This window comes from Streptosporangium sp. NBC_01639, assembly GCF_045209755.1.
Classification (GTDB): Bacteria; Actinomycetota; Actinomycetes; order Streptosporangiales; family Streptosporangiaceae; genus Streptosporangium.
In genome coordinates this window covers 3495769-3520345 of the sequence record NZ_CP109272.1, presented here as the reverse complement: position 1 = coordinate 3520345, position 24577 = coordinate 3495769, and the positions used below count along the sequence as shown (strand labels likewise).

15 protein-coding genes are annotated in these 24577 nt (G+C 69.5%); 12 read left to right on the top strand and 3 right to left on the bottom strand.

Annotated features, from left to right (window positions below; all coding sequences use genetic code 11):
- Positions 1-111 precede the first annotated feature (111 nt).
- The 8 genes from infA (at position 112) to OHA77_RS15555 (ending at position 5070) form a co-directional block, all read left to right on the top strand.
- Positions 112-333: a translation initiation factor IF-1 gene (infA, locus tag OHA77_RS15590; protein ID WP_012887858.1), complete on the top strand. Its 222-nt coding sequence runs from the start codon at positions 112-114 to the stop codon at positions 331-333.
- Between the two features lie 23 nt (positions 334-356).
- The gene (gene rpmJ, locus OHA77_RS15585; RefSeq protein ID WP_003956441.1) at positions 357-470 is read left to right on the top strand and encodes a 50S ribosomal protein L36; all 114 of its coding nucleotides are present in this window, start codon (positions 357-359) and stop codon (positions 468-470) included.
- Between the two features lie 211 nt (positions 471-681).
- Positions 682-1062: a 30S ribosomal protein S13 gene (gene rpsM, locus OHA77_RS15580; protein ID WP_326819904.1), complete on the top strand. Its 381-nt coding sequence runs from the start codon at positions 682-684 to the stop codon at positions 1060-1062.
- 45 nt (positions 1063-1107) lie between these two features.
- Complete coding sequence (rpsK, locus tag OHA77_RS15575) at positions 1108-1512, top strand: 30S ribosomal protein S11 (protein ID WP_020542285.1); 405 nt, start codon at positions 1108-1110, stop codon at positions 1510-1512.
- A 20-nt stretch (positions 1513-1532) separates the two neighbouring features.
- Positions 1533-2159, top strand: coding sequence for a 30S ribosomal protein S4 (rpsD, locus tag OHA77_RS15570; protein WP_012887861.1), 627 nt, complete (start codon positions 1533-1535; stop codon positions 2157-2159).
- A gap of 98 nt (positions 2160-2257) precedes the next feature.
- The gene (locus tag OHA77_RS15565; protein WP_326819905.1) at positions 2258-3274 is read left to right on the top strand and encodes a DNA-directed RNA polymerase subunit alpha; all 1017 of its coding nucleotides are present in this window, start codon (positions 2258-2260) and stop codon (positions 3272-3274) included.
- A gap of 87 nt (positions 3275-3361) precedes the next feature.
- Positions 3362-3892 (top strand): 50S ribosomal protein L17, encoded by a 531-nt coding sequence (rplQ, locus tag OHA77_RS15560; RefSeq protein WP_326819906.1) that lies wholly within the window; start codon positions 3362-3364, stop codon positions 3890-3892.
- A 41-nt stretch (positions 3893-3933) separates the two neighbouring features.
- Positions 3934-5070: a tRNA pseudouridine synthase A gene (locus tag OHA77_RS15555; protein ID WP_406318807.1), complete on the top strand. Its 1137-nt coding sequence runs from the start codon at positions 3934-3936 to the stop codon at positions 5068-5070.
- 146 nt (positions 5071-5216) lie between these two features.
- Here the strand turns inward: OHA77_RS15555 and OHA77_RS15550 are convergent, their stop codons facing one another.
- The 3 genes from OHA77_RS15550 to OHA77_RS15540 form a co-directional block, all read right to left on the bottom strand.
- Positions 5217-6242 (bottom strand): hypothetical protein, encoded by a 1026-nt coding sequence (locus tag OHA77_RS15550; RefSeq protein WP_326819907.1) that lies wholly within the window; start codon positions 6240-6242, stop codon positions 5217-5219.
- Between the two features lie 1334 nt (positions 6243-7576).
- A complete protein-coding gene (locus OHA77_RS15545; protein WP_406318806.1) occupies positions 7577-8623 on the bottom strand; it encodes a hypothetical protein in 1047 nt (348 codons plus the stop codon).
- Between the two features lie 35 nt (positions 8624-8658).
- Positions 8659-9378, bottom strand: a complete 720-nt coding sequence (locus OHA77_RS15540) for a CAP domain-containing protein (RefSeq protein WP_406318805.1) — start codon at positions 9376-9378, stop codon at positions 8659-8661.
- Between the two features lie 408 nt (positions 9379-9786).
- Here OHA77_RS15540 and rplM point away from each other — a divergent pair, with 408 nt between their 5' ends.
- From rplM to OHA77_RS15520, 4 genes are all read left to right on the top strand, one after another.
- Positions 9787-10230, top strand: a complete 444-nt coding sequence (gene rplM / locus OHA77_RS15535; protein WP_031171196.1) for a 50S ribosomal protein L13 — start codon at positions 9787-9789, stop codon at positions 10228-10230.
- 69 nt (positions 10231-10299) lie between these two features.
- Positions 10300-10818, top strand: coding sequence for a 30S ribosomal protein S9 (gene rpsI / locus OHA77_RS15530; RefSeq protein ID WP_326819910.1), 519 nt, complete (start codon positions 10300-10302; stop codon positions 10816-10818).
- Position 10819: 1 nt separating this feature from the next.
- Positions 10820-12175, top strand: a complete 1356-nt coding sequence (gene glmM, locus OHA77_RS15525; RefSeq protein ID WP_326819911.1) for a phosphoglucosamine mutase — start codon at positions 10820-10822, stop codon at positions 12173-12175.
- A gap of 573 nt (positions 12176-12748) precedes the next feature.
- Positions 12749-24493 carry a putative Ig domain-containing protein gene (locus tag OHA77_RS15520; protein WP_406318804.1) on the top strand — a complete coding sequence of 3915 codons (11745 nt, stop codon included), beginning with the start codon at positions 12749-12751 and terminating at the stop codon, positions 24491-24493.
- Positions 24494-24577: the final 84 nt, after the last annotated feature.

The window sequence follows — 24577 nt, the reverse complement described above, 5'->3', positions numbered from 1 at the left end:
ATGACCATTGCGCGTCGGCGGTGTCGCAACCGCCGCTCTCATCGAAGCGCTGGGTCGCGGCTGCTTAGTGTTCCGAAGCCTCAGACGACCGATCAGTGAAACGCGAGGGACATGGCCAAGAAAGACGGCGCCATCGAGATCGAGGGCACTGTGGTTGAGTCGCTCCCGAACGCGATGTTCCGGGTGCAGCTCGACAACGGCCATAAGGTCCTGGCCCACATCAGCGGGCGGATGCGGATGCACTACATCCGGATCCTTCCTGACGACAGGGTTGTCGTCGAACTGAGCCCCTACGACCTCAGTCGTGGGCGGATCGTCTACCGATACAAGTAAGCGTCTGAGGGACGAATAGGACTATGAAGGTCAAGCCGAGCGTCAAGAAGATCTGCGACAAGTGCAAGGTGATTCGCCGGCACGGTCGCGTCATGGTGATCTGCGACAACCTGCGCCACAAGCAGCGTCAGGGCTAGTCGTAGGAAACAGGCCTTATCGGAGTCCGCTCACTGGTAGCGGACTCAACCCATGTTGAGGCCACAAGTAATCGCGCTTCACACCTGCGTAGGCGGCCCTCGGCCGTACCCCGCAGGAGACCCCCGGTCGGAGGCCGGGGCCCTCACCCCGGGCATGGGGAGGGGAAGTGAGGTGTAGGACCTCCGCCACAAAGAAGGAGAATGCCCGACCATGGCTCGCCTGGTTGGCGTCGACCTCCCCCGCGACAAGCGGCTGGAGATCGCTCTCACCTACATTTTCGGAATCGGCCGCACCCGTGCGCTCGAGACCCTCAAGGCCACCGGCGTGAACGGTGACCTCCGCGTCCACCAGCTCTCGGACGAAGAGCTCGTTCCGCTGCGCGACTACATCGAGGCGAACTACAAGATCGAGGGTGACCTCCGTCGCGAAGTTCAGGCCGACATCCGTCGCAAGATCGAGATTCAGTGCTACCAGGGCATCCGGCACCGCCGTGGCCTTCCCGTGCACGGTCAGCGTACGCAGACCAACGCGCGCACCCGTAAGGGCAAGAAGAAGACCGTGGCCGGTAAGAAGAAGCCCGGTAAGAAGTAGTCCGCGTAGCCGCAGGACCGAAGACCTCAGGAGTGAAGGCAAAGAATGCCTCCTAAGAGCCGCCAGGGTGCCCCGAAGAAGGTGCGCCGCAAGGAAAAGAAGAACGTCGCTCATGGGCACGCCCACATCAAGAGCACGTTCAACAACACGATCGTTTCGATCACCGACCCGAACGGGAACGTGATCTCCTGGGCCAGCGCCGGCCACGTCGGGTTCAAGGGCTCCCGTAAGTCCACCCCGTTCGCCGCGCAGATGGCCGCCGAGAACGCCGCTCGCCGTGCCATGGAGCACGGCATGCGCAAGGTCGACGTCTTCGTCAAGGGCCCCGGTTCCGGCCGTGAGACCGCAATCCGTTCGCTGCAGGCGACCGGCCTCGAGGTTGGCTCCATCCAGGACGTCACCCCCGTGCCGCACAACGGCTGCCGTCCGCCCAAGCGCCGTCGCGTCTGACGCCCAGGAGAAGATAGAAAATGGCTCGTTACACGGGTGCGGACTGCAAGCTCTGCCGCAGGGAGAAGACCAAGCTTTTCCTCAAGGGCAAGAAGTGCGAGTCCGCGAAGTGCCCCATCGAAATCCGTCCTTACCCGCCGGGTGAGCACGGTCGCGGTCGGCCGAAGGAGTCTGAGTACCAGCTCCAGCTCCGCGAGAAGCAGAAGACCCGCCGCATCTACGGCATCCTCGAGAAGCAGTTCCGCAACTACTACGAGGAAGCCAACCGCAAGGGTGGCAAGACCGGCGAGAACCTCCTCCAGATCCTGGAGAGCCGTCTCGACAACGTGGTTTACCGCGCCGGTTTCGCCGAGTCCCGCGACGCCGCCCGCCAGCAGGTCCGTCACGGACACATCCTGGTGAACGGCAAGAAGGTCGACATCCCGTCGTACCGCGTCCGCGAGCACGACATCGTCGAGGTCCGTGAGCGTTCGCGCAACCTTCTGCCCTACGAGGTGGCGCGCGCCACCTCCGGTGACAAGACGTTCCCGGCCTGGCTGGGCGTCGCTCCGGAGGCCATGCGCGTCCTGATCCACCAGCTCCCGGTCCGTCAGCAGATTGACACCCAGGTCCAGGAGCAGCTGATCGTCGAGCTCTACTCCAAGTAGTAGCTCACGCGGGTGCCGTGCGGTTCGCCGTACGGCACCTATGCTGTTGTTCGAGCGACGTCAAATAGCGGGCGTCGCCATGCAAGGGGAGATCCCACATGCTGATCGCTCAGCGTCCGACCCTTCTCGAGGAGACCCTCGAGGAGACCCGGTCGAAGTTCATCATCGAGCCGCTGGAGCCGGGTTTCGGCTACACCATCGGCAACTCGCTGCGTCGCACCCTGCTGTCGTCCATTCCGGGCGCGGCTGTGACCAGCATCCGTATCGAGGGCGTGCTGCACGAGTTCTCGACGGTTCCGGGCGTCAAGGAGGATGTCACCGACATCATCCTGAACCTCAAGGAACTGGTGGTCTCCTCCGAGCATGACGAGCCCGTGGTGATGTACCTGCGCAAGCAGGGCCCCGGCGACGTCACCGCCGCCGACATCGCGCCCCCGGCCGGTGTCGAGGTGCACAACCCCGAGCTGCGCATCGCCACGCTGAACGGCAAGGCGAAGCTGGAGATGGAGCTGACCGTCGAGCGCGGCCGCGGCTACGTCTCCGCGGCGCAGAACAAGCAGCCGGGCCAGGAGATCGGTCGCATTCCGATCGACTCCATCTACTCCCCGGTGCTCAAGGTCACCTACAAGGTCGAGGCGACCCGTGTCGAGCAGCGCACCGACTTCGACCGTCTGATCCTGGACGTCGAGACCAAGCCGTCCATGAAGCCCCGCGACGCGGTGGCCTCGGCCGGCAAGACCCTCGTCGAGTTGTTCGGTCTCGCCCGCGAGCTGAACGTCGAGGCCGAGGGCATCGACATCGGCCCGTCGCCGACGGACGCGGCCCTGGCCGCCGACCTGGCGCTGCCGATCGAGGAGCTGAACCTCACGGTCCGTTCCTACAACTGCCTCAAGCGCGAGGGCATCCACACCGTGGGTGAACTCGTCGCCCGCAGCGAGCAGGACCTGCTGGACATCCGTAACTTCGGTGCGAAGTCCATCGAAGAGGTCAAGCAGAAGCTGCACGAGATGACGCTCGCGCTGAAGGACTCCCCGCCCGGGTTCGACCCCAGCGCGGTGGCCGGCGGCGGCTACGACGACGACGACAGCGCGTACGTCGAGACCGAGCAGTACTGATCTTTCTGTAACGGGGATCAAGCGACTCCCCGGCCCGACCCCGGTACCTCGTACGGCCGGGGCGGGTTCACTCTCAAGGAGAACGAAATGCCTCAGCCCGCAAAGGGTGCCCGTCTCGGCGGGAGCCCGGCTCACGAGCGGCTGATCCTGGCCAACCTCGCCACCCAGCTGTTCCAGCACGGTCGGATCAAGACCACGGTGGCCAAGGCCAAGCGCCTGCGCCCGGTGGCGGAGCGGCTGATCACCAAGGCGAAGAAGGGCGACATGCACAACCGTCGCCAGGTGCTGACCGTCATCCGTGACAAGGGTGTCGTCCACCACCTGTTCACGGAGATCGCGCCGACCTTCGCCGAGCGTCCCGGCGGCTACACCCGCATCACGAAGGTCGGTCTCCGTAAGGGCGATGCCGCCCCCATGGCCGTCATCGAGCTGGTGTCCGAGCCGCTGAACACGGTCCGCACCGCCAAGGCCCCGGCCGCCGCCGAGACCCCCAAGGTCGAGGAGACCAAGGCCGAGGAGACCGCCGAGGTCACCGAGGAGCCGAAGGCCGCCGAGGAGACCGCTGAGGCCACCGAGGCTCCCGCCGAGGAGACCGAGGCCAAGAAGGACAACGCCTGATCTTTCAGGTCCTGTGCGCGGGCCCGGTATCCCTTTCAGGGGTGCCGGGCCCGCTCTCGTTCTCCGGGAGGAACATCGTGGTACGGCTGCGCCTGGATCTCGCATACGACGGCACCGACTTCTCCGGCTGGGCGAAGCAGCCTCAACGGCGGACGGTTCAGGGGGAGATCGAAGCGGCGCTCGGCAAGATCCTCCGGCTTCCCGAGCCGCCGGCGCTGACGGTGGCCGGGCGGACCGACGCCGGGGTGCACGCCCGAGGCCAGGTGGCCCATGTGGATCTGGAGGCCGGGGCGTTCGACGCGCTGGAGAGCCGGCACGGCCGGCGGACATCGGGCGCGGGCCCCTCCGCCTCCGTGGCGGCTCCCGCAGCTTCCGCGGCGGGCTCCTCCGCCCCGGGGGCCGCTCCCGAGGCCGCCGCGGTGGGCTCCTCCGCCTCCGTGGCCGCTTCCACAGTCTCCGACGTGGGCCCCTCCGCCCCGGGGGCCGATCCCGCAGCCTCCGCTGCCGGCTCCTCCACGGCCACAGCCCCAGCCGTCGGAGCGCCCGCCGTTTCGCGGACCGGTGCCGGCCTCCCTGACGACATCGATGAGCGGCTCTCCAGCCTCCGTAGACGGCTGGCTGGGGTTCTCCCCCCAGATGTCAGGGTTTATCGCGTTACGGTGGCTCCTGAGGGCTTTGACGCACGGTTCTCTGCGATGGCCCGTCGATACGCCTACCGGATCTCCGACGCCCCAGGGGGCGTGGATCCGCTCCGTCGCCGTGAGGTCGCCTGGTACGGCCGGCCGCTCGATGCCGACAGGCTGAACGCGGCCGCGGCGGCCCTGCTGGGCGAGCATGACTTCGCCGCCTTCTGTAAGAAGCGTGAGGGCGCGACCACGATCCGCGAACTGCAGCGGCTCGACTGGGTCAGGGAGGGCGACATCCTTGTCGCGACCGTGGTGGCCGACGCGTTCTGCCACTCGATGGTCCGGGCACTCGTCGGATCGCTGCTGCCCGTGGGGGAGGGGCGCCTGCCGGTGGACTGGCCCGGGCAGGTGCTGACGCGGGCCGTACGGGACTCCGGGGTGCACGTCGCGCCGGCACATGGCCTCTGCCTTGAGGAAGTCCGCTATCCCGAGCCCGAGGAATTTGCCCGGCGGGCCGGGGAGACCCGCCGGGTACGTACGCTCAACATATGACGGGGGCGTCGGTCTGCCCGGCCGATTCAGCCGGGCCGGGTGCCCTCCGGTGCACCCGGCGCCCTGCCACTCCGCTTACGCCGGGCCGGGTGCCTTCCGGTGCGGCCGGCGCCCTGCCACCGTCTCCGGCTCGGCTCCCTGACCCGTCAACTCCGTACCCGCCGCTCGACGACCTTGGCGGTCTGGTCGCGGAACGCGCCGCTGACCGTGCCGAGGCTCTTCTCCTTCGCCGTCGGGGTATGGCCGTCGCTGAAGGTGGCGTAGCTGAACACGATGTAGCGCCCCCACACCAGCCCGGCCGCGTAACCGCCCGCGATGTGGACCCGTTCGGCGCCGGTGCCGGGAGTTCCCGGTAGACCGCGGAACCACAGGTTGCTGTCCAGGTTCTTGGTCTTGTCGACCTCGACGGCGGACTCCCGGGTGGGAAGCACCGCGATGCCGGTGGTCACGGCGTACTTCTGCTTGCTGTCCACGTAGGTGGCCCGCAGCACCCTGCGGCAGTCCTCGCTGCGCAACGTGCTGGCGAACTTGCCGGCCGCCGCTTTCTGGCACTGCTGGGTGACGTCGGTCTTGACCCGGACGAACGTCTTTCCCGCGATGGTCACCTTCTTGGTGAAGGTCTTGGCCACGGTCATCGTGCCCGGGTCGGTCTTCTCGGAGTCGAGCATCGCGGTGTCCGCCGGATCGGGTTTGCTCGGAACGGGGTCCTCGACGGGCTCCTCCGTGGGGTCGATGACCTCGGAACTGGGGATCGGAACCGCCGCGCTGGCCTCCTTCTTGGCGTTGAACGACTGGTAGGCGAAGAAGGCGCCGGTGCCGATGCCACCCACCACGACCGTCACCACGGCCACGACCAGCAGGGTGCTGGCCTTGCTGCGGGCCGGAGGTGCGGGCGGGGAGACCACGACCTCGGGTACGACCGCCGAGGGCGGGGTGAACGGGCCGCGCGGTTCGGCCATCCCGGTCGGCGGAGTCGGCTGCTGGGCCTGCGGCGGCACCGGAACAGGCGGGAACGGCGGTGCGATCATCGGTATGCCGCCGGGCGGGGTCGGCTGATCCCCGGGAGGCAGCGCCAGTCTGCCGGGCACGGGAAGCTGCAGCGTCGGCGTCTGGGGCGGCACGGAGGCGTCGGTGGTGGATTCAGGGGGTGGCGGGGGCACCTGTGGCGTCAACTCCGGCGAGGATGCCGGGCCCTGCGCGGTGGGCGCGGGTCCGGAGAGCGGGGAGTCGGGTCCGGGGGAGGGCGCCGGGCCCGGAGGAACCGCGTCGAAGGGGCCGTCACCCGCACCGGGCGGCGGCACCGGGGCCGGGACGTGACCCGTTTCGGGTGACCCCGCGTCCGGGGCCTGCCCAGGATCGGTCGCGTGCGTGTCCGGACCAGGTGACGGTGCGGAGCCGGCGGACTCCACCGGGCCCGGTACGGCGGGCATGGAGGAGTGGACGTCGGCGGTGGTGTCATCCGGGCCGTCGGGGAATGCCGCAGAGGGCGGCCAGACCGGGATGTCGCCCGCGTCTTCGAAGCCGGGCCGGCCCGGATCTCCGGGGACCGGGGGGTGCGCAGGGGCCCCCTGAGCGGGAGGAAGCCACCCCTGTTGCGTCCCTCCGGTGGCGGCGGTGAAGGCCGGTGGCGGCTGCCACGGCGGAGCGCCGGGGACGATCGGCGCGGTGGACAGCGGGGAACCGTCCGGCGCCGCAGGGCCGTTCGAGGCCGGAGGCTCTCCGGTGACGGCCTGGCCGGGCCACTCCGATGCGCCCGAAGGCCTCGGCGACCCCGGTGGGAGGGGAGGCCCGGCCCAGGACGGGGCGGGCGGTCCTCCGGGCGCGGTGGGCCCGGCCCATGGCGGGGCGGGCGGTCCACCGGGCCCGGAGGGTCCGGCCCACGACGGGGCGGACGGATCTGCGGGCGTGCTCCATGGCGGGGCGGGCGGTCCTCCGGGCGCGGCGGGCCCGGCCCATGGCGGGGCGGGCGGACCACCGGGCCCGGGCGGCGTCACCCACGGTGGGGCGGACGGTCCCGGTGCCGCGGGGGAGTTGGCCCACGGCGGGGTATGGGGTTGGGGGTGGGGAGGATCGAGCCGGGCCCGCCCCCACGGCTCCGGAGGCGTGGAGGCGTCCGGAGGCGGCGCGGGTCGCGGAGCGCCGGGCTGTGGGGCGGAGGGGTCGTCCTCGGGGTCGGCGAACCAGTCGTAGGGAACCTCGCCGCCACCGGGAACCGTCCACGGCGGGACTGTCTCGGGGACCGGCTCCGGCCATGCCGGGGAGTCGTAGGGCTGTTCGTCACCTGTGAGATGGGTCCGGGGAACCTGCGGCGAAGATTGGCCGAAACTCGGCGGAGGCGTCGCCGGTGCGGCCGAACCCTCGGCTTCGCGTTCGTGTTCGGACCCGGATTCCTGGCCACGCATACGTCGAAGCGTAGCGATAGCCAGAGATCGTCATGCGGGTATGGGCGTTCCCAGCCGTATCGCCCACCGGTTTTGCGATGAAAATCGGCTTGATTTTCGAAGGATCACGACCGTCCACCGGTCAGTGAACGGGACTCCAGGACGGGTGTGACGGTCGCGTCGGTGGCTCCGAAGGCCGCCTGGTTGAGCTTCTTGACCTCGGTCTTCTTCGGTAGGTGGCCGTCCTTGTACTGGAACCAGACCATCACGGCGTAGTGGCCGTGACTCCAACCGCCGGCGAACGCCTCGCCCGTCCCGAGAAATTTGGTGACTTTGTCCTTGCCTGGGAGCGCCTTGAGGTATTCCTCCCGAGATTTACCGGCTCCGGCGGAGATGACCTTGGAGGCCGCCGCCGAGGTCTTGAGGTTGGCGACCCCCACGGTGCCGATGATCGTGCCTGAGGCGTCGCGGAAGCTCGCCCGCAGGAGCTGGGTGCACTTGCCCGCGGTGAGCGCCTTCTGCAGCTTGTCGCCCACCACGGCGTCCTTGCACTTCTTGTCGAGCCTGCGGGTGGTCATCGCGTACTTCTGGCGGCCCATCGTCACCGCCTTGTGCTTGAACACCTCGTTCAGACTGAGCGGGGTGGGGTCGGTGGTGCGGGAGGCGGCGAACCCGAACTTGTCGTTCGGGCCGTTCGGGATCGGCACGCCGGGGTCCTGGGTCGGCGGGCTTGCCGTACGGGAGTCCGCAGGGGGGTCGGAGCCGGCGAGCATGGCCAGGCCGATGCCTCCGGCGATCAGCAGGCCCAGGGCGCCGACCGCGACGAAGATCGGCATCCGGGAGCGTGGGCCCTCGTCGTAGGGGCTCCACATCGCCTGCCGTGGCTGTTCCGGCTGCGCGGGCTTTGCGGTGTCCGCAGGATGCGCGCCGCGGGGGTCGTCGCCGTGCGGTGCCTGCTCGGGGGCGCGGCCGTACGGTGCCCGCTCGGAGCCGCGCGGGTCGCGGCCCGGCACGGACCCGGAACCGTCTGGGGCATGGCCCGGCGCGGAGTCGGAGCCGCGCGGGTCGCGGCCTCGCGGTGCGGGCTCGAACCAGCGCTCGCCCTGCGCGGGCGGCGGCGCGTCAGGCTGGACGTACGGCTGGCGGCGTGGCGGCTCCCCAGGAAAACCCATGCGCCGAGACTAGCCCTGTATCAGCGCCGATTGGCTCAGGAGTAGCCGAAGTCCTGTGTCCACCAGGGGCCGCCCGGTCCCTCCACGGTCCCGACTCCGGTGGCGGTGAGCCTGCAGTTGAGGATGTTGCTCCGGTGGCTGCTGGTCGCCATCCAGTTCCGCACCGTATCGGCGGCCGTGGGATAACCGCGTCCGATGTTCTCCGCACCGCCGTCGCGATAACCGGCGTCCTTCATCCGGTCCCAGGGCGACGCGCCGCCGGGGGAGTCGTGAGAGAAGGTGCCGCTCACGGCCATCTCCTCCGAGTGGATCCGGGCCGACTTGATCAGCCGCCTGTCGACGCGGAGGGGGGCGCAGCCGTGTCGCCCGCGCTGGACGTTGGTGAGATTGATGATCTCCCGCTCCATCGGGGACAGGGGGGTGGAGACCATCAGGGTGTTCTCCCCCTCCCTCCCATTGAGGACGTAGCGGTGTTCGTCGTCGTCGGTGAACTCGTCGCCCGAGCGGTCCGGGTCCCTGGTGGCGCGCGGCGTGACCTGCCGCCGGGCCGCCGTGGGGGTGGGAGTGGGACGGGTGACCCGGGCGAGCGGCAGGCGCCGGCCGGGCAGACCGGCGGCGGTTCCGGCGTCGGCTGCGGTCGTCGACGGCGCGGGCTTGGCCAGATAGATCTGGCCGGGGTCTTCCTCGCCGCGGCTCTGCCTGCCGATGAGGAACCCGAGCAGCAGCACCGTCATCAGGCACGTGAACAGCCCCATGCGGCGCAGGCTGGTCCGCTGGGTAGGCCGGGGGTGGGGAAGCTGCCACATACCGCTGTCAAAGATAGAGATGTTTGCAGTGGGGAAGAAGAGAATGTCGAGAACGTGTCGGAACCGTTCTGTGAAAGCCGAGTGCGCCGATTCCCATGCAGTCTCTTATCACCGGTAGACTGCCCACGGACACCGGCGGAGAGTCGCGTCGTTTTGACCCATGCTCATCTGCGCCGGTATCCTGCTAGTTCGTTGTGTGCGAATTGGTCTCCTCCGCAGACCGATACGCGGCGCGTCCGGCGTCATCTCCTGAATCAGGGAGACGGAAGGTCCGGGCTGTCGTGTGCCCGCACCTACCGACCACGTTGCTGTCAGTTCCGACAGCGCCGAAGACGCGAGCAAAGAAGGCATACGACCGTGCGCACGTACACACCCAAGCCTGCCGAAGTCGAGCGTCAGTGGCACATCATCGACGCCACCGACATCGTGCTTGGCCGGCTGGCCAGCCACGTCGCGATCCTGCTTCGCGGTAAGCACAAGCCGACCTTCGCCAACCATGTCGACACCGGTGACTTCGTCGTCATCATCAACGCCGACAAGGTCGCGCTGACCGGTAACAAGCTCGAGCAGAAGAAGGCGTACCGTCACTCGGGCTACCCCGGTGGTCTGCGTTCGGTGACCTACGGCGAGCTCATGGAGAAGCGCCCTGACCGTGCCGTCGAGAAGGCCGTCAAGGGCATGCTGCCCAAGAATGCTCTCGGTCGGAAGATGATCAAGAAGCTCAAGGTCTACGCCGGCTCCGAGCACCCGCACCAGGCGCAGCAGCCGGTGCCCTTCGAGCTGACCCAGATCGCCCAGTAGTCGCTAGCTGCTTATCGCCAGCAGCGTCGGCCGACGGCCGGCGCCGAGTAGGAAAGTTAGAGGAGAACCGTGGCTGAGCCCACCGGTGTCGAGACGCCCGTCGAGGGCGAGCAGGAGTACTCCCCGGAGGAGTTCCCCTCCGAGTACACCTCCGAGTCCACTGTCAGCGGCGAGGCCGCCGTCCGCAAGCCCATCACCACGGGCAACTCGTACGGCACGGGCCGCCGTAAGGAGTCCGTCGCCCGGGTGCGCATCGTTCCGGGCACCGGCAAGTGGACGATCAACGGTCGTCCGCTGGATGGCTACTTCCCGAACAAGGTCCACCAGCAGATCGTCAACGAGCCCTTCGTGGTCCTCGGTGCCGAGGACCAGTTCGACGTCATCGCCCGCATCAACGGCGGCGGCGTGACCGGCCAGGCCGGTGCCCTGCGCATGGGCCTCGCCCGCGCGCTGACCATCCTGGACGTCGAGGTCAACCGCGCCCCGCTGAAGAAGGCCGGCTTCCTGACCCGTGACGCCCGCGCCACCGAGCGCAAGAAGTACGGTCTCAAGAAGGCCCGCAAGGCTCCGCAGTACAGCAAGCGTTAAGTTGGGGCGCCTTTTCGGCACCGACGGGGTACGTGGGGTCGCGGGGAGCGACCTCACGGCCGAGCTCGCCATGGACCTGTCCGTGGCCGCGGCTCATGTCCTCGGCGATGCCGGGGCGTTCAACGACGGCGGCGGGCGGCATGGCCGCCCGATCGCCGTCGTGGGCCGGGACCCGCGGGCTTCAGGAGAATTCCTGGAGGCCGCTGTGGTCGCCGGCCTTGCGTCGTCTGGCGTGGACGTCCTCCGGCTCGGCGTGCTGCCCACCCCGGCGGTCGCTTACCTCACCACCGCTCTCAGAGCCGACATGGGCGTGATGATCTCCGCCTCCCACAATCCCGCCCCGGACAACGGGATCAAGTTCCTCACCCGCGGCGGCTACAAGCTGCCCGACTCGGTGGAGAGCGAGATCGAGCAGCGGCTCGGCGAGAAGTGGCAGCGTCCTGTCGGCGCTTCGGTCGGCCGCGTGCGCGAAGCGTACGGCGAGACCGACCGTTACGTGTCCCATGTGCTGTCCACCGTGTCCAACGGCCTGGACGGCCTGAATGTGGTCCTTGACTGCGCCCATGGCGCCGCCCACCTGGTGGCGCCCGAGGCGCTGCGGAGGGCGGGGGCGACGGTGGAGACGATCGGGGCCCGCCCCGACGGTCTCAACATCAACGCCGAGGTCGGATCCACCCACCTCGACAAGCTCCAGCAGATCGTCGTCTCACGCAACGCGGACGTCGGAATCGCCTATGACGGCGACGCCGACCGCTGCCTGGCGGTCTCGCACACCGGCGAGGTGGTCGACGGCGACCAGATCATGGCCGTGCTGGCCACGGCGATGCACGCCGAAGGAAGACTGGCGAAAGACACGGTGGTCGCCACCGTCATGTCCAACCTGGGCTTCAAGATCGGCATGAGGAACGCCGGCATCGACGTGGTCGAGACCGCGGTGGGCGACCGCTACGTGCTGGAGGCCATGAAGGCCGGCGGCTACAACCTCGGTGGCGAGCAGTCCGGTCATGTCCTCATGCTCGACCATGCCACCACCGGAGACGGTCTGCTGACCTCGCTGCAGTTGCTGGCGGTCGTGGCGCGGGCGGGCCGACCGCTGGCGGAGCTGGCGTCGGTGATGACCCGGATGCCGCAGATCCTGATCAACGTCAAGGGCGTGGACCGGGCGAAGGCGTCGGTTCCGGAGCTGTCGGTCGCGGTCGCGGCGGCGGAGGCGGAGCTCGGGGAGACCGGCCGGGTGCTGATCCGGCCGAGTGGCACCGAGCCGATGATCCGGGTCATGGTCGAGGCCACCTCTGCCGAGCAGGCCGAGCTGATGGCGGACCGGCTGGCCGAGGTCGTCCGCAGGTCCTGCGTCTGAAACGGCGACCGCCCTCCTCCTGCCCGCCGCGTGCCGGGCAAGGAGGAGGGCGGTCGTCGTTCATCAATCGGTCAATGTTCGAGGTCGAGCCACCGGGCGCCGGTCGGACTCGCACCGCCGCTTTCCGGCCCGTAGGGTCGTGCCCATCGCAGCGGACCGTCGCGAGCCGTGTCGTTCGAGCGGGTTGAAAGCGGATTGTCCCCGCTGCCGTGCCGACGATCCGGCCGCCGCCGCCGTATGGCGCACGCCCGGAGAAGCGCATCATCTGACGCCACGCCGGTAATCCTCCGTCATTGACACTTTAGGTAGTTGATCAGAAACTCTGAGTTGTTGTTGTGGATCTTTCTTTCGGGGATGCCACCGGCGACCAGAGGCGGGCTTCCTCTCCGGGGATGCCGCTGACGGACAAGTATCGAGGGGTCGGCGTCGCTTCGTTCGACGCCGTCGCTGTCCCCGCCTACGGGTTGGCCGAGGTGACGGATCCACCGATGCCTGATTCCGTCATGGGCGGGCACGTGACCTTTCCCGCCCGTCTGAGCCGTGCGGTGGCGTCGCCATGCTTTGGGGGCGGCGATGAGCGGGGATGTTCGCGCGGGCTCGCGATCCGGTCGGCGCGGCCTGCGCGCGCCCGGCTTGATGATCATGATGTCCCGGTACCGGCGGCCGATCGCCCGGCTCCTCATGCTGACCCTGGCCGGTTCGGCACTCACCGGCACGTCGACCGTACTGGCGCCGGCCGCCGAGTCGGCGATCGGCACGGTCCTGTTCGACCAGCCGTTCCGCAACAACACGGCCGACGGGAACGGCGCCGTGGTGCTGCCCGCGCTGCCGTCCGGTGCGACCGGGACGAATACGGCATGCCTGTCCTCCTTGGGCAACACCACCACCGGCGTGCTGCGCAGTTGCACTACTGACACGCAGCTCCCGGGACTCGGCAGGCTGCGCCTGACGAACAGCACGACCAACAAGACGGGCGGTCTCTTCAGCGCGGTCAGCGTGCCGACCTCGCAGGGCCTGGACGTGACGTTCAACAGCTACCAGTACGGCGGGGGCGGGGCGGACGGCATGGCCTTCGTGCTGACGGCGGTCGATCCGGCCAACCCCAAGTCGCCGGCCAACATCGGCCAGTCGGGGGGCGCGCTGGGTTACACCTCCTTCTCCACCTCTCCCGGGGTGGCTTACGGCTATCTCGGTGTCGGTCTCGACGTGTACGGCAACTTCAGCAACAGCAGCTACCAGGGGTCCACCTGTGCCAACCCGGCCTACATCAGCACCACGAGCAGGGTGGCCGGGCAGGTCGTCGTGCGCGGGCCGGGCAACGGCACGGTCGGCTACTGCGCGATCAACAGCACGGCGAGCTCGACGGCGTCGGCGGCCCTCCCCCTGCGGGCACTCCTCAGCACGGCTGTCCCGGTCCAGGTCGGTATCAACCCCACCAACGCCATCCTCACCACCGCCGCCGGTCTGGCGATCCCGGCCAACAGCTACCGGGTCGTGGTCACCTTGGTGGGCGGTGCGACCAGGACACTGACGGGTACGCTCCCCGTGGTCCCCGCGGGCCTTTACCCGGCGAGCTGGCTGACCGCCGGTGGGATCCCCCGGCAGCTCGCCTTCGGCTGGGTGGGCTCCACCGGCAGCATCACCGACTTCCACGAGGTCGACAACGCCAAGGTGGCCACGATCAGCGCGGTTCCCGAGCTGACCGTCGCGCAGACCGGCTACAACGCCGCGACCCTGCAGCCGGGCGACCCGGTGACCTACACCGTCGTCGCCGGCGTCGCCGCGGGTCTCTCGGAGACCGCGCCGGTCTCGATGACCCAGACCCTGCCGGCCGGGACCGTGGCCGCGGGCGCGTACGGCACCGGGTGGGTGTGCGCGGCGCCGTCCGGACGGTCCGTCACCTGCACCAACAGCAACGGCCCGTTCGCGGCCGGGGCGACGTTACCGCCGATCACCGTGGTGGGCATCGTCACCGGGACCGGCGTCACGCCGTCGCTGGTCCAGACCACGACCGTGGCCACGGCGTCGTCCGTCGACGCCAATCCCGCCTACTCGTCGGCGACGACCGTGGGAACGCTGCCGGCGGTGCCCAGCGGCATCAGCCTGAACTCGACCACGGGCTCGATCGCCGGCGGCAACACGGTGATCGTGAGCGGGTCGAACATCTCCAACGCGACCGCCATCGAGATCGGCACCGCCGCCGAGCAGAACGCCGGCACCCCGGTGGTCCTGCTGCCCTGCGCCTCCGGAGCCACCAGCGGATGTTTCACCGTCAACGGCAACGGCACGCTGACCATCCCGTCCATGCCTGCCCGGGCCGCCAGCACGACGGTGAGCGTCAACGTCGTCACCCAGGGACTCGACGCGGACGCCACCTACCTCTATGCGTCCGCGCCGGCGACCCCGGCCACCCCCACCGCCACGGCCGGGGTGGCCGGCGCCACGGTGACCTGGGCGGCGCCGAACAGCAACGGCAGCGCCATCACCGGCTACGTGGTGACCCCGTACCTGAACGGCGTGGCCCAGACGCCGGTGGCCTTCGACGCCACGGCCACCGTCCGGACGCTGACCGGTCTGACCACGAGCGCGTCGTACACCTTCACGGTGGCCGCGGTGAACGCCTTCGGCACCGGCTCGCCCAGTGCGCAGTCTGCGGCGGTCGTCCCCTACGCGGTCCCGGGCAAGCCGGTCATCACCGCGGCCGTCGCGGGTTCGGAGTCCGCGAAGCTCACCTGGACGGCGCCGAGCAACAACGGCAGCGCCATCACCGGCTACGTCGTGACTCCCTACATCGCCGGCGTCGCGCAGCCGACCCAGACCTTCACCGGCACCGGGACCACCCAGACCGTCACCGGTCTTACTCCAGGGACCGCGTACACGTTCACCGTCACCGCCCGCAACCTCGCGGGCGCGGGCCCGCCGTCCGACCCCTCCTCCGCCGTGGTCCCCAACACGCTGCCTGCCTTCACCTTCGCCGCGCCGCCGGCCGGTGAGGTGGGGGCGCCCTACAGCGTCCCGCTGACGGTCACCGGCGGCACCACGCCGTACGTGTGGTCGCTCAGCACGGGCAGCCTGCCGCCGGGGCTGACCCTGAACACCTCCACCGGGGTGCTGTCGGGCACCCCGACGACCGCAGGCAGCTATCCCTTCACCGTGCGGGTGACCGATGCCAGCAACGCGACGACCACCCGGGCGGTCACCCTGGTCGTCGCACCGCCGCCGACGCTGACCTTCCCGGCGCCGGCCGGCGGGGAGGTGAGCATCCCCTACAGCGTCTCGCTGACCGTGAGCGGCGGCACCGCGCCGTACGTCTGGTCGATCACCGCCGGCAGCCTCCCGCCCGGCCTCACCCTGAACACCTCCACCGGGGTGCTGTCGGGCACCCCGACGGCGGGAGGAGCTTTTTCCTTCTCCGTCAGAGTGCTCGACGCCCAGAACCAGAGCGACACCAGAACGGTGAACCTGACGATCGCGGCGCTGCCGACGTTCACCTTCAACCCGCCGCCGTCCGGACAGGCCGGGGTCGCCTACAGCGTCCCGCTGACCGTCACCGGAGGAGTCGCGCCCTACACGTGGTCGCTCAGCGCGGGCAGCCTGCCGCCGGGGCTGACCCTGAACACCTCCACCGGTGTGCTGTCGGGCACCCCGACCACGGTGGGCAGCTATCCGGTCACCTTCCGGGTGGTCGACGCGGGCGGCCTGGCCGACACCCGATCGGCGACGCTGGTCATCACGACCGGCCCGCTGGTCATCGCCAAGACGGCCAACGCCTCCTCGGCGGCCCCGGGCGGTACGGTCGGCTACACGGTCACCGTGCGCAACACCGGGTCGAGCGCCTTCACCGGTGTGACGGTGAACGATGCGCTGGCGGGCGTTCTTGACGACGCGACGTACAACAGTGACGCGAGCGCGACCGGCGGTTCGGTGTCCTTCGCCGCTCAGACGGTGACCTGGACCGGTAACGTGGCGGCCGGCGGAGTCGTGACCATCACCTACTCGGTCACGGTGAAAAACCCGGATACCGGCAACAAGGTGCTGACCAACGTGGTGACCTCGCCGACGGTCGGCAGCACCTGCCCGGCCGGCGGAACCGACCCCCGGTGCACCGCCACGGTGACCGTCTCCGGGCTGTCCATCGTCAAGACGACCGGAGTCGTGACGGCGACCCCCGGCCAGACGATCGGCTTCACCGTCACGGTGACGAACAACGGCCAGACCCCGTACACCGGCGCGACGTTCACCGACTCGTTCGCCGGCCTGCTCGACGACGCCGTCTACAACGCCGACGCCGTCGCGACGAGCGGCAACCTGTCGTACACCAGCCCCAATCTGACCTGGGCCGGGGACCTGGCGGTCGGTGCGAGCGCGACCATCACCTACTCGGTCACGGTGCGCAATCCCGACACCGGGGACCGGACCATCGCCAGCACGATCTCCTCCACCACTCCCGGCAGCACCTGTCCGCCGGGGAACCCCGGCGCAGGGTGCACCGCCACCGTGACGGTCCTGATCCCCGCCCTGGCGATCAGCAGCAGCACGGACGTGACCACCGCGACGCCCGGCTCGGTCGTGCACTACACGTTGACGGCCGCCAACACCGGTCAGACCCAGTACGTCGGGACGAGTTTCACCACCTCCCTGATCGGGTTGCTGGACGACGCGACCGACAACGGGGACTTCACCGCGACGTCGGGCGCCGTCGTCAACAACCTGAACGGCACCTTCACCTGGACCGGTGACCTGGCCGTCGGCGCGACGGTCACCATCACCGGCTCGGTCACCGTGAACAACCCCGACAACGGCGACAAGGTGCTCCGGACCTCGATCACGTCCGCCGCGCCGGGTAACACCTGTCCGGTGGGCAACCAGGCTCCCGCATGCTTCAGTACCGTCACGGTCCTGGTCCCCGGCCTGACGATCGTCAAGACGGCCGACACGTTGACCACGACCCCCGGGTCGGTCGTGAGTTACACGGTCGCGGTCACCAACTCGGGGCAGACGCCCTACACGGGGGCCACGTTCGCCGACGCACTGGCCGGGGTGCTGGACGATGCGACGTACAACGCGAACGCCGCCGCGACCAGCGGCTCGGTCGGCTTCGCCGGCTCCACCCTGACCTGGGCCGGGGACCTCGCGGTCGGCGCGTCCGCCACGATCACCTACTCGGTCACCGTCACCGCCCCCGACCTCGGGAACAAGACGCTGACCAACACGGTCACCTCGTCCACCACCGGCAGCAACTGCCCGACCGGCAGCGGCGACCCCCGATGCGCCGACAGCGTGACGGTCCTCGTCCCGCAGCTGACGATGACCGACGAGGCCGACGTGTCCACCACGGTGCCAAGGGGCGTCGTCACCTACACGCTCACGCTGGCCAACACCGGGCAGACCCCCTACACGGGTACCAGCACCGCATTCACCATCGCCGACCTGCTCGATGACGCGACCTACAACGGCGACATCGTGACCAGTTCGGGCAGAATCGGCGTGGCCCCGGACGGTTCGCTCCTGTGGACCGGGGACATCGCGGTCGGCGCGACGGTCACCATCACCGGTTCGTTCACCGTCAACGACCCCGACACCGGGGACAGAACGTTGAGCACCTCCATCACGTCCGCCGCGCCCGGTAGCACCTGCCCGGTCATCGGAACACGTGCCGCCGGCTGCTCCTCCGTCGTCACCGTCCTGATCCCTGAGCTGACCCTGGACATCGCGGCCGACACCCTGACCACCGCGCCGGGCGGCGTTGTCACCTACACGGTCACGGCCACCAACACCGGGGAGACCCCCTATGCGGGCGCCCAGGTGACCGACCTGCTGGCCGGGGTGCTCAACGACGCGACCTACAACGGCGACGCGATGGCGACGACGGGCAGCGTGTCGTACACCAGCACCAATCTGACCTGGACCGGTGACCTGGCGGTCGGCGCGTCCGCCACGATCACCTACTCGGTGACCGTCCTCGATCCCGATCCCGGCGACAAGCGTATGGTCAACACGCTGGTGTCGAGCACGCCCGGCAGCATATGCCCGGTTGGCGGCACAGATGCCCGGTGCACCGTGACGGTGACGGTCCTCGTGCCGGCACTGACCGTCGCCAAGGTCGCGAACACCGCGACGACGACGCCAGGGGCCACCGTCGGCTACACGCTCACCGTCACCAACTCGGGACAGTCCCCGTATACCGGGGCGACGGTCACCGACGCGCTGGCGGGCGTGCTGGACGACGCGACCTACAACGGTGACGCGACGGCGACGTCCGGCAGTGTGTCGTACACCAGTCCTACGCTGACCTGGGCCGGTGACCTCGCGGTCGGCGCGAGCGCGACGGTCACCTACACGGTCACCGTACAGAATCCCGACCCGGGCGACGCCCTGCTCGTGAACACCGCCGTCTCGACGGCGGCGGGGAGCAACTGCCGGAGTGGGAGCACCGACACCCGGTGTGCCGTCTCCGTGCCGGTGGCGCGGCTGGTCCTCGACCAGAGCTACGTCGGGAGCACCGCGACACCGGGTTCGACGATCCGCCTCAACGCCACGTTCACCAACACCGGGCAGGTCCCCTACACGGGAATCACCATCTCCGCCCCCAGCACCGGCACCGTCGACGACGCCATCCCCAGCGGGGACCAGGTCGCGAGTTCGGGCACGCTCGTCCTCAGCGCCACGGCCATCACCTGGACCGGGAACATCCCCGTCGGGGGCGTCGTCACGGTCACCGGCACCCTGACCGTGAAGAACCCCGACCCCGCGGACAAGATCATCACCGGCACCCTGGTCTCGGCCGCCCCCGGCAACAACTGCCCGTCCGGCGGCTCCGACCCCCGCTGCACGGCCCGGCTCGACGTGACCGTCCCCGGCCTGACGATCACCAAGGCCGCCGACACCGCCACCACGGTCCAGGGAGGCACCGTCGGATACACGGTCACGGTCACCAACTCGGGACAGGCGCCGTACACCGGTGCGACGTTCACGGACCCGCTGGCGGGTGTGCTGGACGACGCGGTCTACAACGGCGACGCGACCGCGACGACGGGCACGGTCGGTTTCGCCGGGTCGGACCTGACCTGGACCGGTGATCTGGCGGTCGGCGCGAGCGCGACGATCACTTACACGGTCACCGTGGGCGACCCCGTCCCCGGGGACAGGTTGATGGCCAACACGGTCTTCTCGCCCACCGTCGGCGGCAACTGCGCCCCGGCGAGCGGAAACGCGCAGTGCACCAGCAGCGTGATCGTGCTCGTACCGGCGCTGACGATCAGCAAGACCGCCGGTTCCAGGACGGGGGTACCGGGGAGTGTGATCACCTACACGATCGTCGCCGCCAACACCGGTCAGCTCCCCTATACGGGGGCGGCGTTCACCGACGCGCTGGCGGGTGTGCTGGACGACGCGGTCTACAACGGCGACGCGACCGCGACGACGGGCACGGTCGGTTTCGCCGGGTCGGACCTGACCTGGACCGGTGATCTGGCGGTCGGCGCGAGCGCGACCATCACCTACACGGTCACCATCGACAACCCGGCGACCGGTGACCTGAACCTGGTGAACACAGTCACCTCCGCCGCCCCGGGCAACACCTGCCCGGCCGGTGGAACCGACGTGCGATGCAGCGCCGGCGTCCAGGTCACCGAGGCCACGACGCTGACGTTCGACAAGGCCGCGAGCACCGCCTCGGTCACGCAGGGCGAGACGGTCACCTACACCGTCACCATCAGCAACAGCGGGCTGACACCGTACGTCAACGCGACGTTCACCGACTCGCTCGCCGGGGTGCTGGACGACGCGACCTACAACGGCGACGCCGTGGCCGGCACCGGGGACGTCACCTACACCGAACCCGAGTTGACCTGGACCGGGAACGTCCCGGCCGAGGGGTCCACCACGGTCACCTACTCGGTGACGGCGAACCCCCTGGGCTTCGGGGATGCGATCCTCTCCAACACCCTGGTGTCGGACTCGGCGGGCGGCAACTGCGCCACCGGAAGCACCGACCTCCGCTGCTCCGCGACGGTGACCGTGGCGGCACTGGAGCTCCTGGCCCTCGCCGACGCGGAGATCGTCATGCCGGGCGACGTCGTGCGCTTCACCACCTTCATCACCAACACGGGGCAGACGCCGTACCACGGGATCACCGTCCTCATCAACGAGAGCAGCGTCTTCGACGACGCCGTCCCCAACGGAGACCAGCTCACCACCTCCGGGGCGCTGTCACTGGACGAAACCGGACTGACGTGGACCGGGGACATCCCCGTGGGCGACAGCGTCGTGGTGAGCGGCACGTTCACAGTGAACAACCCCGACCAGGGCGACAGGGTGATGACCAATGCCGTGTCCTCTGCGGCGCCGGGCAGCACCTGCCCCACGGCGACCGCCCCCGGCTGCTCCGTCTCCGTCTCCGTGCTGATCCCCGCCCTGACGATCACCAAGGTCGCCGACCGGTCCGCGGTGGTTCCGGGAGGAGCGGTGGCCTACACGGTCACGATCGCCAACACCGGGGAGACCCCGTACACCGGGGCCACCGTCACGGACTCGCTCGCCGGGGTGCTGGACGAGGCGGTCTACAACGGGAACGCGACCGCCACGACCGGCACGGTCGGCTTCGCCGGTCAGACCCTGACCTGGACCGGCAACCTGGCGGTCGGCGCGACGGCGACCGTCACCTACTCGGTCACCACCGGAAACCCCGCTCTGGGTGACAAGCTCCTGATCAACGAGGCCGTGTCCACCGAGGTGGGCAGCACCTGCCCGCCCGCCAGCGGGAACACGGCGTGCGCCGCGAGGGTCGTCATTCTCACCCCGATCCTGACGATCGTGAAGACGGCCGGCACCGCGTCGACCACGCCCGGCGGGACGGTCACCTACACGGTCACCGCCACCAACACCGGGCAGGTGCCGTTCGCCGCGGCGAACTTCACCGACGCGCTGACCGGAGTGCTGGACGACGCCGCCTACAACGGCGACGTGAGCGCCACGCGCGGTACCGCCGCCTTCGGCGGCCAGGCCGTGAGCTGGACCGGCGCCCTCAACCCCGGCCAGGCGGCCGTCATCACCTACAGCGTCACGGTCGACACTCCGGGCACTGGTAACCAGACGCTGACCAGCGCCGTCACCTCCACCACCTCGGGCACCACCTGCCCGATCGGCGGAACCGACACCCGCTGCTCCAACCAGGTCCTGGTCTCCAGGATCACGATCACGACCTCGGCGGACGTCGCCACGGCCATCCCGACCGGGGTGGTGAGCTACACCGTCACGATCGCCAACACCGGACAGACCTCCTACGACAACGCCGTGGTGGACAGTTTACTGGCCGGCGTCCTCGACGACGCGACCTACGGCGGCGACGGGACGACCTCGGCGGGCAGCCTCACCTTCACCTCCGCGACCGGCGTCCTGAGGTGGCAGGGCGGACCCCTGGCGGTCGGCGCGACGGTCACCGTCACCTTCTCGGTGACGGTGCGCAACCCCGACCCCGGGAACAAGACGCTGAACGCCGTGGTGACCTCGGCCACCCCGGGCACCAACTGCCCCGTCGGCGGCACCGACCCGGCCTGCGCCTCGTCCGTGACCGTACTGACCCCGGCCCTGAACATCTCCAAGTCCGCGGACCGGGCCACGGTCACCCCCGGCGGCATCATCGCCTACACGATCACGGTCACGAACTCCGGCGAGACCCCGTACACCGGGGCGACCGTGACCGACCGGCTCACGGCGGTACTCGCGGACACCACCTACAACGGCGACGCGTCCGCCACGAGCGGCGGCGTCGCGTTCATCAGTCCCAACCTGACCTGGACCGGGGACCTGGCGGTCGGCGCAAGCGTCACGATCACCTACTCGGTCACCGTGCTCGACCCCGATCCCGGCGGCAAGCTGATCGCCAACAGCGTCTTCTCCGACGCGCTGGGCAGCACCTGCCCGTCCACCGGGACCTTCCCGGCGTGCACGACGCTCGTCACGGTGCTCGTCCCCGCGCTGACCATCGCCACGGTCGCGGACACCGTCACCACCGCCCCCGGCTCCACGGTCGGTTACACGATCACGATCGCGAACTCCGGCCAGACCCCGTACAGCGGGGCGACGGTCACGGACGCGCTGGCCGGGGTGCTGGACGACGCGACGTACAACGGCGACGCGACCGCCGCGAGCGGCGGCGTCGCGTTCATCAGTCCCAACCTGACCTGGACCGGGGACCTGGCGATCGGCGCGAGCACAACGATCACCTTCTCTGTCACCGTGCGCGACCCCGACCCCGGGAACAAGACCATGACCGGCGTCGTCGCCTCGTCCGTGCCGGGCAGCACCTGCCCGCCGGGCGGCGGTGGCGCCGGCTGCACCTCGACGGTGACCGTCCTGATCCCCGCGCTGGCCGTCTCCGTCGCGGCGGACACGGCGACCACGACCCCCGGGGCCACCGTGCGGTTCACGGTCACGATCGCGAACTCCGGCCAGACCCCGTACAGCGGGGCGACGGTCACGGACGTGCTGGCGGGGGTGCTGGACGACGCGACCTACAACGACAACGCGGTCGCCGGCACCGGCACCCTCGTTCTGACGGACTCCACGCTGACCTGGACCGGTGACCTGGCGGTCGGCGCGAGCACGACCGTCACCTACACGGTGAGGGTCAACGATCCCAGCACCGGTGACAAGAGCATGACCAATGTCGTCGCCTCGTCCGTGCCGGGCAGCACCTGCCCGGCGGGGGGCACCGACCCGGCGTGCACCGCGACCGTCACCGTTCTGATCCCGGCTCTGAGCATCACCCAGAGCGCCAACGTGGCGACCACCACCCCCGGTGGCACGATCGTCTACACGGTCGCGCTCACCAACACCGGGCAGACGGACTACGCCGCCGCCACTGTCGTCTCCGCGCTCGACGGGCTGTTCCCGGACACGGTCTACAACGGTGACGCGACCGCCACCACCGGCACCCTCGACCACACGGCGCCGAAGCTGACCTGGACCGGCGCCCTCGCCATCGGCGCGAGCGCCACGATCACCTATTCCGTCACGGTGAAGGACCCCGACCCCGGCGACAAGGCACTGACCAGCAACGTGACCTCGCCGACTCCGGGCAGCACCTGCCCGGCGGGCGGCACCGACCCGGCGTGCACGACGTTCGTGCGCGTCCTGGTGCCACAGCTCACCATCACGCAGACCGCCGACACCGGCACCGTCGTCGCCGGGAACGCCGTTCACTACACGGTGACGCTGACCAACACCGGCGAGACCGACTACGCCGGTGCCGTGTTCACCGAGTCGCTGGCCGGGGTGCTGGATGACGCGACCTATGACGGCGACGCGACCGCTACCACCGGTACCGTCACCTACACCGACGGTACGCTCGCCTGGAGCGGCAATCTCGCCGTGGGCGCCATCGCGGTGGTCACCTACACGGTCACCGCCGTCTATCCCTCGCCGGGCGACAAGACCCTGACCGGCACCGTCGTCTCCACCACCCCCGGGACGACCTGCCCCGCCGGAGGGACCGACCCCGGCTGCACCACGACGGTCGCCATCTTGGTCCCCGGCCTCGCCATCACCAAGACCGCCGACAACAACGGGAATGTGGTCGCCGGCGGCGTCGTCCAGTACACGATCGTGGCCACGAACACCGGCGAGGCGCCGTATGCCGCGGTCGCGCTCACCGACACGCTGGCCGGGGTGCTCGACGACGCCGTCTACAACGGTGACGCGACCGCCACGGCCGGCACCGTCGGCCGCACCGGCGACCTGCTGACCTGGACCGGATCACTGCCGATGCAGGCGAACGTGATCATCACCTTCTCCGTCACCACCGATGGAGAGGCGACCACCGGAGACGGGATCCTCGACAACCGGGTCACTTCGGCGGTGACAGGCAGCACCTGCCCCGTCGGCGGCACCGACCCCGATTGCTCCGTCCTGACGGACGTGACCGACGTGAGCATCAACCTCACCGACCTGACCAGTGCTTTCACCCTGAGCGGGCCTCCGAACTCGACCGTCCGGAGCAACGGAGCGGTGAGCATGACGGTCACCACGAACAACCTCGACGGCTACGCCGTCACCGTCCAGGCGGCGTCTGCCGAACTCACCTCGGCAGACGGGGGCAACACCGCCACCATCCCGGTCGGGAACCTGCAGGTGCGCGAGAGCGGCACGTCGGTCTTCCGGCCCATCTCGTCCGACACCCCGCTGCTCGTCCACGAACAGCCCGAGCCGTCCTCTCCCAACGGAGACGCCATCCTCAACGACTTCGAGGCCTACATCCCCTTCGTCCCGGCGGACAGCTACTCGGGGACGCTCACCTACATCGCGACGGCCAAGTGACGCGCCGCCGTTCCGGACGGGACCTCGGCAGGCCGTCGAGCACGTCTCACCGCATTCACCTGACAAACGAACGATGTGAAGGAG

What these genes read in the sequence shown, in the direction of transcription:
- rplQ (WP_326819906.1), top strand. Translation starts at nt 3,362, where the DNA reads ATGCCTCAGCCCGCAAAGGGTGCCCGTCTCGGCGGGAGCCCGGCTCAC.
- rpmJ (WP_003956441.1), top strand. Translation starts at nt 357, where the DNA reads ATGAAGGTCAAGCCGAGCGTCAAGAAGATCTGCGACAAGTGCAAGGTG.
- infA (WP_012887858.1), top strand. Translation starts at nt 112, where the DNA reads ATGGCCAAGAAAGACGGCGCCATCGAGATCGAGGGCACTGTGGTTGAG.
- OHA77_RS15520 (WP_406318804.1), top strand. Translation starts at nt 12,749, where the DNA reads ATGAGCGGGGATGTTCGCGCGGGCTCGCGATCCGGTCGGCGCGGCCTG.
- OHA77_RS15540 (WP_406318805.1), bottom strand. Translation starts at nt 9,378, where the DNA reads ATGGGGCTGTTCACGTGCCTGATGACGGTGCTGCTGCTCGGGTTCCTC.
- rpsK (WP_020542285.1), top strand. Translation starts at nt 1,108, where the DNA reads ATGCCTCCTAAGAGCCGCCAGGGTGCCCCGAAGAAGGTGCGCCGCAAG.
- OHA77_RS15545 (WP_406318806.1), bottom strand. Translation starts at nt 8,623, where the DNA reads ATGGGTTTTCCTGGGGAGCCGCCACGCCGCCAGCCGTACGTCCAGCCT.
- rpsD (WP_012887861.1), top strand. Translation starts at nt 1,533, where the DNA reads ATGGCTCGTTACACGGGTGCGGACTGCAAGCTCTGCCGCAGGGAGAAG.
- OHA77_RS15565 (WP_326819905.1), top strand. Translation starts at nt 2,258, where the DNA reads ATGCTGATCGCTCAGCGTCCGACCCTTCTCGAGGAGACCCTCGAGGAG.
- rpsM (WP_326819904.1), top strand. Translation starts at nt 682, where the DNA reads ATGGCTCGCCTGGTTGGCGTCGACCTCCCCCGCGACAAGCGGCTGGAG.